The sequence below is a fragment of the Arthrobacter sp. SPT-J7 genome (assembly GCF_059089965.1).
The window spans coordinates 1-13,169 of sequence record NZ_JBNHFF010000076.1; the positions used below are offsets into that span (position 1 = coordinate 1).

The following is a 13,169-nucleotide window of genomic DNA, read 5'->3' on the forward strand; positions in this document are numbered from 1 at the left end:
GCGATACGGGGAGCCTCGCCGCGGCGGCCCAGGAGACCCGGCGGGGCCGCAGGGCGGCGGAGCGCGGCTGACAGCACCGGCTGTCCAGGGGATGCCAAACCTTCGGGGACGCCCCGATTTGCCCGGCTTTGCAACAATGGATGGGTGACTGTTGCAGCAACTACTCCCGCACCCAGGCTGGAACTCCCGCCCCTGAAGCTGGGCCCCATCACCGTGGACACTCCGGTGATCCTGGCGCCCATGGCCGGCATCACCAACTCGGCTTTTCGTCGTTTGTGCCGCGAATACGGCGGCGGCATGTACGTGGCGGAGATGGTCACCTCCCGCGCGCTGGTGGAGCGGACCCCCGAATCCCTCCGGATCATTTCGCACGACGACGACGAGAAAGTGCGTTCCGTCCAGTTGTACGGCGTGGACCCGGTGACGGTGGGCCAGGCCGTGCGGATGCTGGTGGAGGAAGACCGGGCGGACCACATCGACCTGAACTTCGGCTGCCCCGTTCCCAAGGTGACGCGGCGCGGCGGCGGCTCGGCCCTGCCCTGGAAGATTGACCTCTTCACCTCGATCGTGCAGACGGCCGTCAAGGAAGCCTCCAAGGGCAACGTCCCGCTGACCATCAAGATGCGCAAGGGCATCGACGACGACCACCTGACGTACCTCGACGCCGGCCGGATCGCGCGTGATTCCGGTGTTGCCGCCGTCGCCCTCCATGGCAGGACGGCAGCCCAGTTCTATTCCGGGCAGGCCGACTGGTCAGCGATCGCACGCCTTCGCGAGGCGCTGCCGGACATTCCGGTGCTCGGCAACGGCGACATCTGGTCCGCTGAAGATGCGGTGCGGATGGTGCGCGAAACAGGTGTTGACGGCGTGGTGGTGGGCCGCGGCTGCCAGGGCCGGCCCTGGCTGTTCGGCGACCTGCAGGCCGCGTTCGAAGGCAGCGACACCCGCTTCCGCCCGGACCTGCGCCAAGTGGCCGAGGGGGTGTACCGCCACGCCGAACTCATGGTGGAAACCTTCGGTGACGAAGGCAAGGCCCTGCGCGAGATCCGCAAGCACATCGCCTGGTACTTCAAGGGCTACGTGGTGGGTGGCGAACTGCGCACCCGGCTGGCGCTGGTGACCAGCCTTCAGGTGCTGCGGGACACCCTGGCGGAGCTGGACCTCGACTCGCCATACCCGGGAGGCGACGCCGAAGGTCCCCGCGGCCGTGCAGGCTCGCCAAAAAAGCCGGCCTTGCCCAAGGACTGGCTGGAATCACGGGCGCTGAATGCGGACCAGTCGCGGGACATCTCGGCCGCGGAACTGGACGTTTCCGGTGGCTGAGACCAGGACCAGCGCACCGGTGCTGCCGGGCTACGACAGCCACGATTCCGCCCGCTGGGTGGAGGAACCGCCCAAAAGCGTTTACCGTTCCGACTTTGAGCGTGACCGCGCGCGGGTCCTGCATTCTTCCGCGCTTCGCAGGCTGGGCGCCAAGACACAGGTGGTGGCGCCGGACACGGACGACTTCGTTCGGACGCGTCTCACCCACAGCCTGGAAGTGGCCCAAGTGGGCCGCGAGCTGGGCCGCGCCCTGGGCTGCGACCCGGACGTGGTGGACACCGCCTGCCTGAGCCATGACCTGGGCCACCCGCCTTTTGGCCACAACGGGGAATCGGCCCTGAACGAGGTGGCACACGCGATCGGCGGCTTCGAAGGCAACGCCCAGACCCTCCGGCTGCTGACGCGACTGGAACCCAAGGTGCTGACGGTGGGCAACCAGCCGGCCGGGCTGAACCTCACCAGGGCCAGCCTTGACGCCGCAGCGAAGTACCCCTGGTCTGCGCTGGAAGCCCCCGTGATCCATGGGCAACGCACCAGCAAGTTCGGCGCCTATGAGGACGACCTGCCCATCTTCAACTGGATCCGCGAAGGTGCTCCCGAACGACGGTCCTGCCTGGAGGCCCAGGTGATGGACCTCGCCGATGACATCTCCTATTCCGTGCACGACGTCGAGGACGCGATCGTCGCCGGACACTTCCAGCTGCGTTGGATGGACAACCCGGACCACCGTGCCCGGGTGGTGGGGTACGCCAAGCAGTGGTACCTGCCGCACAACGATCCCGCCGCCATCGACGCCGCCCTGGCACGGCTGGAAGCCACGGACGTGTGGGTGCGCGAAGCGGACGGTAGCCGCAAGTCCATGGCGGCCCTGAAGAACATGACCAGCCAGCTGATCGGCCGGTTCTGCCAGAGCGCCCTGGAAACCACCCGTGCCGTTTACGGTCCGGAGAACCTCACCCGGTACAACGCCCAGCTCATGGTGCCGGACGAGACCGTTATGGAAATCGCCGTCATGAAGGGCCTGGCCACCACCTTCGTGATGACCACCGAGCACCGGCAGCCCATCTACGAACGCCAGCGCGAGGTACTGCACGCCCTGGTCACGGCGCTGAGCGCCACCGGGGACCGGCACCTTGAGCCGATGTTTGCGGCTGACTGGCGGGACGCGCCCGACGACGGTGCCCGCCTTCGCGTGGTGATCGACCAGGTGGCGTCACTCACTGACGGCTCGGCGCTGGCAATGTACGAACGGCTGGTGGGGAGCCTTCCGTCGTTGTGGTGAAGTACGCACCAAGGCGCGCGCCGGGGTCGTACCCCGGGGCTAGGATGGCTCTGTGCCTGGGCTGATCAAACGTGAAGATATCGACGAAGTACGCCAACGCACGGACATCAAGGAAGTGGTTGACGGCTACGTCACGCTCAAGGGCGCAGGGCTGGGCACCTTCAAGGGCTTGTGCCCGTTCCATGACGAGCGGTCACCCTCCTTCACTGTCCGGCCCCAGGTCGGCCGCTACCACTGCTTCGGCTGCGGCGAGGACGGCGACGTCATTGCCTTCGTCCAGAAGCAGGACCACAGCTCTTTCCAGGAGGCCGTGGAGAAGCTGGCTTCCCGGATCGGATACGAGCTTCGGTACGAGGACGGCGGGACCGGTCCCAGCCGGGAAGAAGTGGGGCGGCGGCAGCGGCTGCTGGATGCCCACAAAATTGCCGACGAATTCTTCCAATCGCAGCTGCTGACACCCGGCGCTGCAGAGGCCCGGACCTTCCTGCACGGCCGCGGGTTCGACCGTGCCGCCGCAGAACAGTTCGGCGTGGGGTACGCGCCGCAAGGCTGGGATGCTCTGCTCAAGCACCTGCGCGGCCGGGGCTTCACTGATGCTGAGCTCAAGCTCACGGGCATGTTCTCCACGGGGGGGCCCGGGAACCAGCAGAGAATCTACGACCGGTTCCGGGGCCGTCTCATCTGGCCCATCCGGGACATTGCGGGGGACACCATAGGCTTCGGTGCCCGCAAGCTCTACGAGGACGACCAAGGCCCCAAATACCTGAACACCCCTGAGACCACCCTGTACAAGAAATCCCAGGTCCTGTACGGGATTGACCTCGCGAAGCGCAACATCGCCAAGGACCGGCAGCTGGTGGTGGTGGAGGGCTACACCGACGTTATGGCCTGCCACTTGGCGGGGATCCCGACGGCGGTGGCCACCTGCGGCACCGCGTTTGGCACCGAGCACATCAAGATCGCCCGCAGGTTGCTTTCCGATGACGGCACCGGGGGAGAGGTCATTTTCACCTTCGACGGCGACGCCGCCGGCCAGAAGGCAGCCCTGCGCGCCTTTGAAGAGGACCAGCGCTTCACCGCGCAGACTTTTGTGGCCGTGGAGCCCTCGGGAGCGGATCCGTGCGACCTGCGCCAAAGCAAAGGCGACGAGGCAGTACACGCGCTGGTGCAGTCCCGGCGTCCGCTGTTTGAATTCGCCATCCGCACCACGCTGAAGCAGTTCAACCTGGACACGGTGGAAGGCCGGGTGCAGGGGCTGAAAGCCTCCGTCCCGGTGGTTGCCGCCATCCGGGACGCTTCCACCCGTACCGGCTACTGCCAGGCGCTCACCGGCTGGCTGGGAATGCCGGACCCGAACGAAGTGCTGCGCCTGGTGACCGCTGCAGTGAAACGTGGAGACCAGGGCGGGCCTCCCGCCCCAGCTCCGCGAACTCCCTCAGGCGCCGCCCAACCGGGCGGGCCCGGGGTAGCTGCCGGGCCGCCGTCGGGCGCTGTGCCGTCCTTCCACCGCCCGGACCCGCGTGATCCGGTGGCTTCCATGGAGCGGCAGGCGCTGGAGGTGGCGCTGCAGGAGCCGGCTCTGCTATCCGGCGGCATCTGGGAACGCTTCTCGGCTGCCCGTTTCGCCACGCCGGCCTTCCAGGCAGTCCATGACGCCATGCGTGCCACCGGCCCTGCCCTCACCGCTGACCCCGTGCGGTGGGTGGAGCACGTGATGCACGAGGTCCCTGAACCGCTGCGGCCACTGGTATCTGAACTGGCCGTGGTGCCGTTGCCTGCGAGCACGGAGGAAGCGGTGCAGAAATACTGCCGGGACATCCTGTCGCGGCTTTTCGAGCTCCAGATCACCCGGGTCAAGGCAGAGAAGATGGGCCAGCTCCAACGGCTGGACCCCGGTGCAGATCCGGAAACATACCAGCGGCTCAACCGCGAGCTCATGATGCTGGAAATGGAACGCCGTGCCCTGCGCTCTGATGCCTAGGCTGCTCCTGCAATGCACGTGCTAATCCCGATTTCGTTTCCAGCCGGGGTCTTTGCTAGGCTGATACCTGCTTCATTCCTCCTTAGCTCAATTGGCAGAGCATTCGACTGTTAATCGAAGGGTTGCTGGTTCAAGTCCAGCAGGAGGAGCCAACAGAAAAATCCCCGTTCCTCCCTTGGAGGGGCGGGGATTTTTGCTTCCTAGACGAAGTCCATTTCCACCTGAAGGAACCGCTCCGCCTCGACGATGGCGGCAAGGAACGCCTCCTTTTCGGTGGGTGACTTCCGCGGCTGGCGCGGGTTCCACTCATGGGGCGCGGAATGGACGCGGACAAAGCCCGTGTCGGGTGGCGCGTAGAAGATGCCGAAGCGCTGCACGGGCCACTCGGGGGAGGTTTCCGGGGCCACCAGCAGGGCGGCATTGAAGGCGGGGTTGTACCACTGGGCGATGGGCCGGCGGCGGTCCTCAGTAAAGAGGCCTGCCGCGTAGAGGGCAGCGGACTGCTCGCCGCTCTGGGCATACAACCGGTCCCACCACAGTGGCAGAATCCCGGTATCGCACCGTTGCCACGTGGCCGGAAGTGGCGGGTGATCCTGCCAGCTGGGCACGGACAACATTTTATCCCTGACAGGCGCCCAGCGGCAGACGTCAAAGCCGCGGCCCAGGCGTGCCGGGAGCACCGCGCAGGGAGCACCTGGGCGGCCCGGGCGGGTTGAATCAGGGCCGGTTCCAGGGCCCGGGGTTGACGCGGTACAGCAAAGCGGATCCGGCCACCATGCCCAGCACAATTCCCATCGCCGGGTTGCCCAGGGCACGGCCGGCGAAATAGCCCACGACGGCGCCCAGCACCGCCCCCAGGAAAAGGCCCCGGCGGTTCCGATGAGGCTTGCGCCCTGCAGTGTCCTTCATGGCGTCAGTGGATCGACGGGACGGTACGCGGCCGGACCACAAGCCACAGGGCCGCGATGGCGAGGAGGATGCAGGCTCCCTGGACGGCCCCCATGGGAGCGGCGCTGGTGATGCCCAGCCAGCCAACGACCGGCGAGATGAGCCCCGCCATCATGAAGGTGGAGAACCCCAGCAGGGAGGCGGCAGTGCCGGCCTGGGCGGAATGGGCGGCGAGCGCCAGCACCTGCACGCAGGGGAACATAAAGCCCGTGCCCATGATGTAGAACCACAGCGGCACCAACACGCCCCAGAGCCCGAATCCCAGCTGGTCGAACACCACGATCAGCATGGCCATAACGAACATCCAGGCAGTGGCGGCCGCCAGGATCCACTGTGGCGGCACCCGGCGGATGAGCCGCGAGCTCGTCTGGATTCCGGCCACAATGCCCAGGGAATTGATACCAAAAAGCAGGCCGTACTCCTGGGCGGAAAAGCCGAAAACGTCCTGGAACAGGAACGGGGAGGCCGAAAGGTAGGTGAACAGGCCGCCGAAGTTCAGGCCGGCCACCATCAGCAGCCCGACAAAGACCCTGTCCGTGAAAAGGATCCGGTAGCGCTGGCGCGACGTCAGTCCGCTCTGCCGGCGCTTTTCCGGCGGCAGCGTCTCGCGGACCAGGAACAAGGCGGCCACAATGACCAGAGTGCCGTAGGCGGCGAGGAACACAAAAATCCCCGGCCACGGCATGACCAGGAGCAGCTGTGAACCAATCACGGGGGCCAGGATTGGTGCCAGCCCGTTGACCAGGGACATCCGGGAAAACATCTTGACCATGGCGTAACCGGAGAACAGGTCCCGGACCATGGCCATGGCCACCACGCCACCGCCGGCAGCACCCACCCCCATCAGGACGCGGAAAATGCCCAGTGTGGTGATGTCCGTCGACAGGGCGGCGCCGAGCGACGCTGCGATATGGAGGGCGGTGGCCAGGATCAGGGGAGTCCTGCGGCCAAACCTGTCGCTGAAGGGACCCACCACCAACTGGCCAATGGCAAAGCCCACGGTAGTCCCGGCCAGGGTCAGCTGGACCTGGGCCTCCGTCACACCCAGGCTCGCCTCCAGCGCAGGGAAGGCAGGAAGGTAAAGGTCGATCGTGAACGGACCCAAGGCCGTCAGGGCGCCAAGAAGGAGGATGTACAGAAGTTTCCGTCGGCGGCTCAACAGATCGCCCGGATTGCTGGGGATGGTCACGGAAATCAATCCTAGGCCCGGGCCACGCATGAATTCTGCAGCGTTGTAGGCCGCGCCGTCCGGCAAGCCCCGGGGTCCGCCCTTAACCTGAATGATAGTTTTGGTGCCGGGGACTGTGCAGCTGCACTTTCCCGCAGCACATGGAAGCCGAATCGACCATGAAACAGTAAGGCGGAACCGATGAGCGGACGTCACAGCGGGCGGACCAGCCAGGGATTGCGCATCGCTGCGCTGCCCAGGACGCTTAAACTCCTTTTCCGGTTGGCCCCCCGCCAGCTGAACGACGAAGTCGCTTTCGCGAAGATTGAGCTCAAGCGCAAGGGCATCCAGGTCGGAGTTGCCGCAGCTTTCCTCGCCGTGGCCCTGGTCTTCCTCCTCTTCCTGGTGGTCGGACTGATCGTTGCTGCCATCATGGGCCTCGCCACCATCATGCCCCCGTGGCTGGCCGCCCTCCTGGTGTCCGGAGCATTCCTGCTGATAGCACTCATCGGCGGCCTGATCGGCATGCGCAAGTTCAAAAAGGCCATGCCCCTGCTGCCCGAGGAAACCATCCGCGGCATCAAGCACGACATCGGCATCGCCAAGGAGGGTTCCGCTTTCAATCCCGCAGTCCTCGATCCGCAGAGCCCCGAAGCCAAAGCCGCCAAGGCGGCCAAGGCGGAGGCCGCTGCCAACCACAAGGCCGAAAAGGAAGCAAAGGCAGCGGAGCACAACAAGGAATTCCCCCAGGCGTCCGAGCCCGAACTCGCCCGCCGCCTGAACCAGCGCCGCCACCACCTCACCGAGGTGCGCGACGACCTCGGTGAAGAGCTGGACATCAAGACCCAGGCGCAGTTCCTGCTGGCTGCCGCCCAGGGCAAACTACGCCAGGGCCAGGTTCTCGCCGGGCGGGGCAAGGACCTTGCCGGGCACCGCTTGGCAGCACTGTCGGAGTCCGCAGGCGGCCTGGGCAACCGGTGGAAACCACTGGCTGCCTTCGCGGCTGCCGGTACCGTGTTCGTAGTCCTGGTCCGAAAGCTCCTTCGGACCTATTAACAGCCGCCTTTAGACGGCGGGCAGCGCATGGTGGGCCGCAGGCAGAAATGATGAGTCCGCTCCCGGAAGGCAGCGGGAAGGAAAGGGGGACGGCGTGAAGTTCATCGGTGCCGGCTCCCGTCCCGGGCGCCCCCAGGTGGATCACGACCGTGTATTCACCATCCCTAACCTGCTGACTGTCGTGCGGTTCATGGGGGTGCCGCTCTTTGTCTGGCTTGTCCTGGCCCAAAAGGAATACGGCGCCGGGGTAGTGGTCCTCGCCGTGATGGCAAGCACCGACTGGATTGATGGCTACGTCGCTCGACGCTTCGACCAGGCCTCCAAGCTCGGCCGGGTCCTCGATCCCATTGCGGACCGGTTGGCGCTGATCGCAGTCGCCGTCACCCTGGTGATTGCCGGCGTCGTGCATTGGCTGTATTTGGCCGCGCTGGTGATCCCGGACGCCGTTCTGCTGGTCCTCACGCTGTCCTTCTTCGGCGGCCACCCGGACCTTCCGGTCAGCGTGGTGGGCAAGGTGCGCACCGGCCTGCTGCTCCTGGGCACGCCAATGCTGGTGCTGTCCCGGCTGGACAGCCCATTCTCGGGTGAGCTGTTTGTCGCTGCGTGGATAGTGCTGGGCCTCGGCCTGATCGGCCACTGGATTGCCGCCTACAACTATTTCTGGGCCATCCTGCGCAAAGGCAGGATGCAGCAGCATCACGACGGCGGGACCTCCTGATGGTGTGGGTGGCCGTTGTGCTCGCGCTGCTTGGAGCCTTCTGCCTTGCCCTTGGAGCCCAGCGCCAGGGAAGCGCTGTCAAGGCCGACACCGGGGGCTTGGCGCTCAGTTCGAATGGCTTCCTCCGCCTCCTGCGGAACCCGCGCTGGGTCTTCGGCCTCCTGTTGCTGTGCGCCGGGATGGCAATGAACGCTGTGGCTCTCGTGTCCGCCCCGCTCACCGTAGTCCAGCCCATCGGCGCCATCGCGCTCGTCATCACTACCGTCATCAATGCCAAGGACCAGGACCTCACCATCAACCGGGCAACGGTGGTGGCCATCGCCGCCTGCGTGACCGGCTCTGCGCTCTTTGTCCTCCTGGCCGTCAATGTGACGCAGGAAAACCACCATGTAAGCCTCGAAGCCGAACTCACCATTGTGCTGCTGCTGGTCCTCGCGGTTGGACTCTTCGGCACGCTGGCCGTGATGTTCAAGCACCGGATCAACGCTTTCGTCTACATCCTGGGGGCCGGCGTCCTTTTTGGATTCGTGGCAGTCCTCACCCGGATCATCGGCAAGCACCTGCTCGATCCGAATGGGCTGTTCCTGCTGAACGTGCAGTGGTACTCGGTGCTGGCGCTCATTGCGGCGGGGGGGCTGGGGTCATGGTTTGTCCAAAACGCCTACTCCGCGGGTCCGCCGGACCTGGTGATTGCGGGACTCACAGTGATCGATCCCCTGGTGGGGATTGCCATCGGGATTGTCATCCTCGGTGAACTCCGCCCCGATGTCCACGCCGTCATGGCCATTGCCATGGGAACCGCGGCATCCCTTGCTATCGTGGGAGTCATAGCCCTGTCCCGGCACCACCCCGAGGTCACCAAGCGCAAAAAAGACGCCCGGAAGGCCGCGGGCAGGCCGCCTCACTAGTCCCTTCCACCAGCAAATACACGAAGCCCCGGCACATGCCGGCGCCAACCGTGCTGTCAGTGCCAGCTGTCCGCACCGTGACCATCAGGAGCACTCCACGTGACCACGCCCGCAGACCAGCAACCCCTGACCATCCTGATCGCCGCGGACACCTATCCGCCCCACATCAACGGTGCCGCCCAGTTCGGCTACCGGCTGGCCAAGGGAATGACAGCCCGGGGCCACAACGTGCACGTGCTCGCCTGCCGTGCTGACAACGGGAAGAGCTTCACCGAGTTCCGGTCCGAAGCCACCGTGCACCGCCTCCGGTCGCACGCCGCCCCCACCCATGAGTACTTCCGCATTTGCTTTCCCTGGGAAATCAAGAAGGAGATCAGCCTCCTTTTTGACCGCGTTAAGCCCGACATTGTCCACATCCAGAGCCACTACATGATCGGCGAGCACGTCCTCTACGAGGCCCATAAGCGGGGCATCCGGATTGTCGCCACGAACCACTTCATGCCGGAGAACCTCAATCCGTTCCTGCCGTTCCCGCAGTGGTTCAAGAACATCATCGGACGGATCTCCTGGAAGGACATGGGCAAGGTTATGGGACGGGCTGACGTGGTCACCACGCCCACCCCGCTGGCGGCCAAGGCCATGCACCAGCACGCCTTCCTCCGCAAGGTCCTTCCGCTCTCCAACGGCATCGATTCGGCGGCCTACGAACTCCAGCCGGGCGAGCACATCGAACCGCACCCGCATCCCACCGTGATGTTTGCCGGCCGCCTTGCCGAGGAAAAGCACGTGGACGTGCTGATCCAGGCCATCAGCAAGACACCCCCTGAGCTGAACGTGCATCTCGAAATCGTGGGTGGCGGTGAGGTCCGTTCCTCACTGGAAAACCTCGTCCAGCGCCTCGGGCTGGGGGACAGGGTGAAATTCCTGGGCCTGGTCAGCGACGAGGACCTGAGGAAGACGTATATCAAGGCCGACCTTTTCTGCATGCCAGGGACGGCAGAGCTGCAGTCCCTGGTAACCCTGGAGGCGATGTCCGCCTCGACGCCGGTGGTGCTGGCCGACGCCATGGCCTTGCCGCACCTGGTGCGCGAGGGCGAGAACGGGTACCTGTTCACCCCGAACGACAGCGATGACCTCGCCAAGAAGATCACCCTGATCCTTGAGCTGCCCGCAGACCAGCGCGCCGCCATGGGCCAGGTCAGCCGGCAAATGGTGGAACCCCACAGCATTGAGGGGACCCTGCAGACCTTCGAGGACCTGTACCGGGGCGCGCGCTTCGAGGACAAGGTGGTCTGAGCGCTTTCCGGGGTTTGCTAGAGTAATTTTGCCCTGCAAGCACATCCCTTATACGGGACCGGCCAGGGCATAGGGGGCTATAGCTCAGCTGGTTAGAGCGCGGGACTCATAATCCTAAGGTCCTCGGTTCAAGTCCGAGTAGCCCTACCAACAAAGCGGAAACCGCGGCCGGCAATCTGCCGGCCGCGGTTTTCTTCCTTTAAGCTTCCAATCTGCGGTATGTTACTGAGCAGTAACTTACGGTTCTCCTTCACGAAGAGTCCCGGTCACCGTTGATCAACTGCGAGGTAACCATGTCCACTTCCGCTGCCGACCTCAAGAACCTTCCCTACGCCGACGGCGACTTCTTTTCCTTCGAGCAGTTGCTGAGCGCAAAGGAGCGGGACAGGCTGGCCGAGGTCAGGGATTTCCTGGCCCGCGAGGTGCGTCCCATCGCTGTTGACTTCTGGAACCGCGGTGAATTTCCCATGGACCTGATTCCGAAGCTCGCTGACATTGACCTGGTCAGCCCGGTCCGCAGGCAGGGCCACTCCAACCTCTTCGCGGGCCTGATGCACGCCGAGGTCACGCGCGCTGACGCATCCATCTCTACCTTTATGGGCGTCCATGATGGTCTCTTCACCGGTTCCATCGAGGCGCTGGCCTCCCAGGAGCAAAAGGACGCGTGGCTGCCCGACATCTACGCACTCAGGAAAATCGGAGCGTTCGGCCTGACGGAGCCCTTGGGTGGCTCCGACGTGGCCGGCGGAACGCGGACCACCGCTCGCCGCGAGGGCGGTTCGTGGATCCTGAACGGTGCCAAACGCTGGATTGGAAACGCCACCTTCTCCGACTGGGTGGTCATCTATGCGCGGGACCTTGAGGACAACAAGGTCAAGGGATTCCTCGTGGACACCACGCTGCAGGGCTTCAGTGCGGAAAAGATCGAGAACAAAATCGCGCTCCGGACCGTCCAGAACGCCGATATCACCCTGGACAACGTAGTGGTCCCGGACTTCTGCAAGCTTGCCCACGCCAACAGCTTCCAGGACGTCAACAAGGTCCTGAAAGTTACGCGCCTTGGTGTCGCATGGCAGGCCGTGGGCCAGCAGCTGGCCACCTTCGACGTGGCCCGGCGCTACGTCGTGGAGCGCCACCAGTTCGGCCGGCCGCTGGCCTCCTTCCAGCTGGTCCAAAGCCAGCTGGTCCAGATCCTGGGCAACGCCGTCAGTTCCATGGCCATGATGGTGCGGTTGTCCCAGTTGGAGGACGCCGGCGCGGCCAAGGACGAGCAGTCCGCCCTGGCGAAAGCCTTCACCACCGCAAGGATGCGTGAAAGCGTGGCGATCGGCCGGAATCTCCTGGGCGGCAACGGCATCGTGACCGACTTCGAAATGGCCAAGATCTTCGCCGACGCCGAAGCCATTTACTCCTATGAGGGGACGCACGAAATCAACACCCTCGTGACCGGCCGGGCCGTTACCGGCATCTCCGCCATCGTTTGAGCTGTTTCCGTCCGGGTCCGGCCCAACCGGGCTCGAGCCACTACGGCGGCGCTCCGAGCGGCAGCAGGATGGATGGCCGCAGGTCCATCACAAACTGCAGCGGATTCACGTAGTCTTCACCGCGTCGGACGCCCCAGTGGACGCAGGATGCGGCAGGGCAATGGCCTGGAAGAGTTATTCCGATTGACTGGCCCGCGCCCACCGGACTGCCGGCCGCCAGGCTGCTCTCTACCGGTTCAAAGCTGCTGCGAAGGCCGTCGCCGTGGTCGATGGTGATCACCGGCCGGTCCACCACGACTCCCACGAAGCTCACCGTGCCCGCGGCCGGTGAGGCAACCTGTACGCCGTCGGATGCTGTTCCCAGGTCCACGCCCCGGTGGCCGCTGAGCCACGGCTTGGGCGGCGGGTCAAAGTCCCGCAGGACGGGCGGGCGCGGGGAGAGGGGCCACTGCCAGGAGGGCGCCGGTTCCGTGGCCTTCGCCACCGGACCGAAGGCCAGCGTCTCGCCGGCGGGTGCAAGTGAAGCGGGCAGCAGGAGCAGGGCTGCAAGCAGTACCGGTGGTTTCATATGCCCAGCCTGCCCCGCGCCAGCAGGGGCCGGCAGGGGCAGGTTGGCCTATGTGGACAAGGCTCCGGCCGGCGCCGTTGCTGTCCTGCGGGCGCGGGTGCCTGTAGTACACTTGATGGAGCAGTTTGCTGCGCCCTCAACGCTTTCCGTCCGGCGGCTATCCCAATGGTTTTCCAACGGTATACGCCCCTGTCCGGGGTTTGCGTCAGCACGTCTCATTCAGGAGTGTGGGGGAGTGGCAGCTGACTACGCGCATCCAGCCCTCCAATGGAGGATCATGCTTCTTGCGGTCAGCACCCCTGGTGCTGATGAGAAGCGCGATGGATGCCAGGAGCAGGGCCCGCCCGGGCCACGCTAATAAACCGTCAACTATTGGCAGGGTAAGAAGCCTCGGGGCTTTCTCATGAATGACCTGCCGGAAGGAGCGTCGGCATGCC

General features: G+C 65.1%; 12 protein-coding genes and 2 tRNA genes. 10 read left to right on the forward strand and 4 right to left on the reverse strand.

Translation table 11 applies throughout. The features are described 5' to 3' along the window. Positions 1-144 precede the first annotated feature (144 nt). The 4 genes from dusB to AC5RWX_RS23525 all read left to right on the forward strand — a co-directional run bounded on the left by dusB (position 145) and on the right by AC5RWX_RS23525 (position 4,738). The gene (gene dusB / locus AC5RWX_RS23510) at positions 145-1,323 is read left to right on the forward strand and encodes a tRNA dihydrouridine synthase DusB (RefSeq protein WP_494098711.1); all 1,179 of its coding nucleotides are present in this window, start codon (positions 145-147) and stop codon (positions 1,321-1,323) included. After that, positions 1,316-2,605 (forward strand): deoxyguanosinetriphosphate triphosphohydrolase, encoded by a 1,290-nt coding sequence (locus AC5RWX_RS23515; protein WP_494098712.1) that lies wholly within the window; start codon positions 1,316-1,318, stop codon positions 2,603-2,605. Before dusB ends, AC5RWX_RS23515 begins: the two co-directional genes overlap by 8 nt. Positions 2,606-2,657: 52 nt before the next feature. Beyond that, positions 2,658-4,586 carry a DNA primase gene (dnaG, locus tag AC5RWX_RS23520; RefSeq protein WP_494098713.1) on the forward strand — a complete coding sequence of 643 codons (1,929 nt, stop codon included), beginning with the start codon at positions 2,658-2,660 and terminating at the stop codon, positions 4,584-4,586. A gap of 76 nt (positions 4,587-4,662) precedes the next feature. Continuing rightward, positions 4,663-4,738: transfer RNA gene (locus AC5RWX_RS23525), tRNA-Asn, on the forward strand. A gap of 48 nt (positions 4,739-4,786) precedes the next feature. Here AC5RWX_RS23525 and AC5RWX_RS23530 read toward each other — a convergent pair. The 3 genes from AC5RWX_RS23530 to AC5RWX_RS23540 form a co-directional block, all read right to left on the reverse strand. Then, the gene (locus tag AC5RWX_RS23530) at positions 4,787-5,194 is read right to left on the reverse strand and encodes a hypothetical protein (RefSeq protein ID WP_494098714.1); all 408 of its coding nucleotides are present in this window, start codon (positions 5,192-5,194) and stop codon (positions 4,787-4,789) included. 109 nt (positions 5,195-5,303) lie between these two features. Further along, on the reverse strand, positions 5,304-5,495 hold the full coding sequence (locus AC5RWX_RS23535; RefSeq protein ID WP_494098715.1) for a hypothetical protein: 192 nt from the start codon (positions 5,493-5,495) through the stop codon (positions 5,304-5,306). Positions 5,496-5,499: 4 nt separating this feature from the next. Beyond that, positions 5,500-6,723, reverse strand: coding sequence for a multidrug effflux MFS transporter (locus tag AC5RWX_RS23540; protein WP_494098716.1), 1,224 nt, complete (start codon positions 6,721-6,723; stop codon positions 5,500-5,502). A gap of 180 nt (positions 6,724-6,903) precedes the next feature. On the opposite strand from AC5RWX_RS23540, the gene AC5RWX_RS23545 reads away from it, so the two are divergent. The 6 genes from AC5RWX_RS23545 to AC5RWX_RS23570 all read left to right on the forward strand — a co-directional run bounded on the left by AC5RWX_RS23545 (position 6,904) and on the right by AC5RWX_RS23570 (position 12,164). After that, positions 6,904-7,758: a phage holin family protein gene (locus AC5RWX_RS23545; RefSeq protein ID WP_494098717.1), complete on the forward strand. Its 855-nt coding sequence runs from the start codon at positions 6,904-6,906 to the stop codon at positions 7,756-7,758. 94 nt (positions 7,759-7,852) lie between these two features. Continuing rightward, a complete protein-coding gene (locus tag AC5RWX_RS23550) occupies positions 7,853-8,476 on the forward strand; it encodes a CDP-alcohol phosphatidyltransferase family protein (RefSeq protein WP_494098718.1) in 624 nt (207 codons plus the stop codon). Next, the gene (locus tag AC5RWX_RS23555) at positions 8,476-9,384 is read left to right on the forward strand and encodes a DMT family transporter (protein ID WP_494098719.1); all 909 of its coding nucleotides are present in this window, start codon (positions 8,476-8,478) and stop codon (positions 9,382-9,384) included. The genes AC5RWX_RS23550 and AC5RWX_RS23555 overlap by 1 nt, the downstream gene beginning before the upstream one ends. A 99-nt stretch (positions 9,385-9,483) precedes the next feature. Further along, the gene (locus AC5RWX_RS23560; protein ID WP_494098720.1) at positions 9,484-10,680 is read left to right on the forward strand and encodes a glycosyltransferase; all 1,197 of its coding nucleotides are present in this window, start codon (positions 9,484-9,486) and stop codon (positions 10,678-10,680) included. A gap of 73 nt (positions 10,681-10,753) precedes the next feature. Continuing rightward, positions 10,754-10,830: transfer RNA gene (locus AC5RWX_RS23565), tRNA-Ile, on the forward strand. Between the two features lie 143 nt (positions 10,831-10,973). Continuing rightward, a complete protein-coding gene (locus tag AC5RWX_RS23570) occupies positions 10,974-12,164 on the forward strand; it encodes an acyl-CoA dehydrogenase family protein (RefSeq protein WP_494098721.1) in 1,191 nt (396 codons plus the stop codon). Positions 12,165-12,204: 40 nt separating this feature from the next. Here the strand turns inward: AC5RWX_RS23570 and AC5RWX_RS23575 are convergent, their stop codons facing one another. Further along, positions 12,205-12,732 carry a M23 family metallopeptidase gene (locus tag AC5RWX_RS23575; protein WP_494098722.1) on the reverse strand — a complete coding sequence of 176 codons (528 nt, stop codon included), beginning with the start codon at positions 12,730-12,732 and terminating at the stop codon, positions 12,205-12,207. Positions 12,733-13,169: the final 437 nt, after the last annotated feature.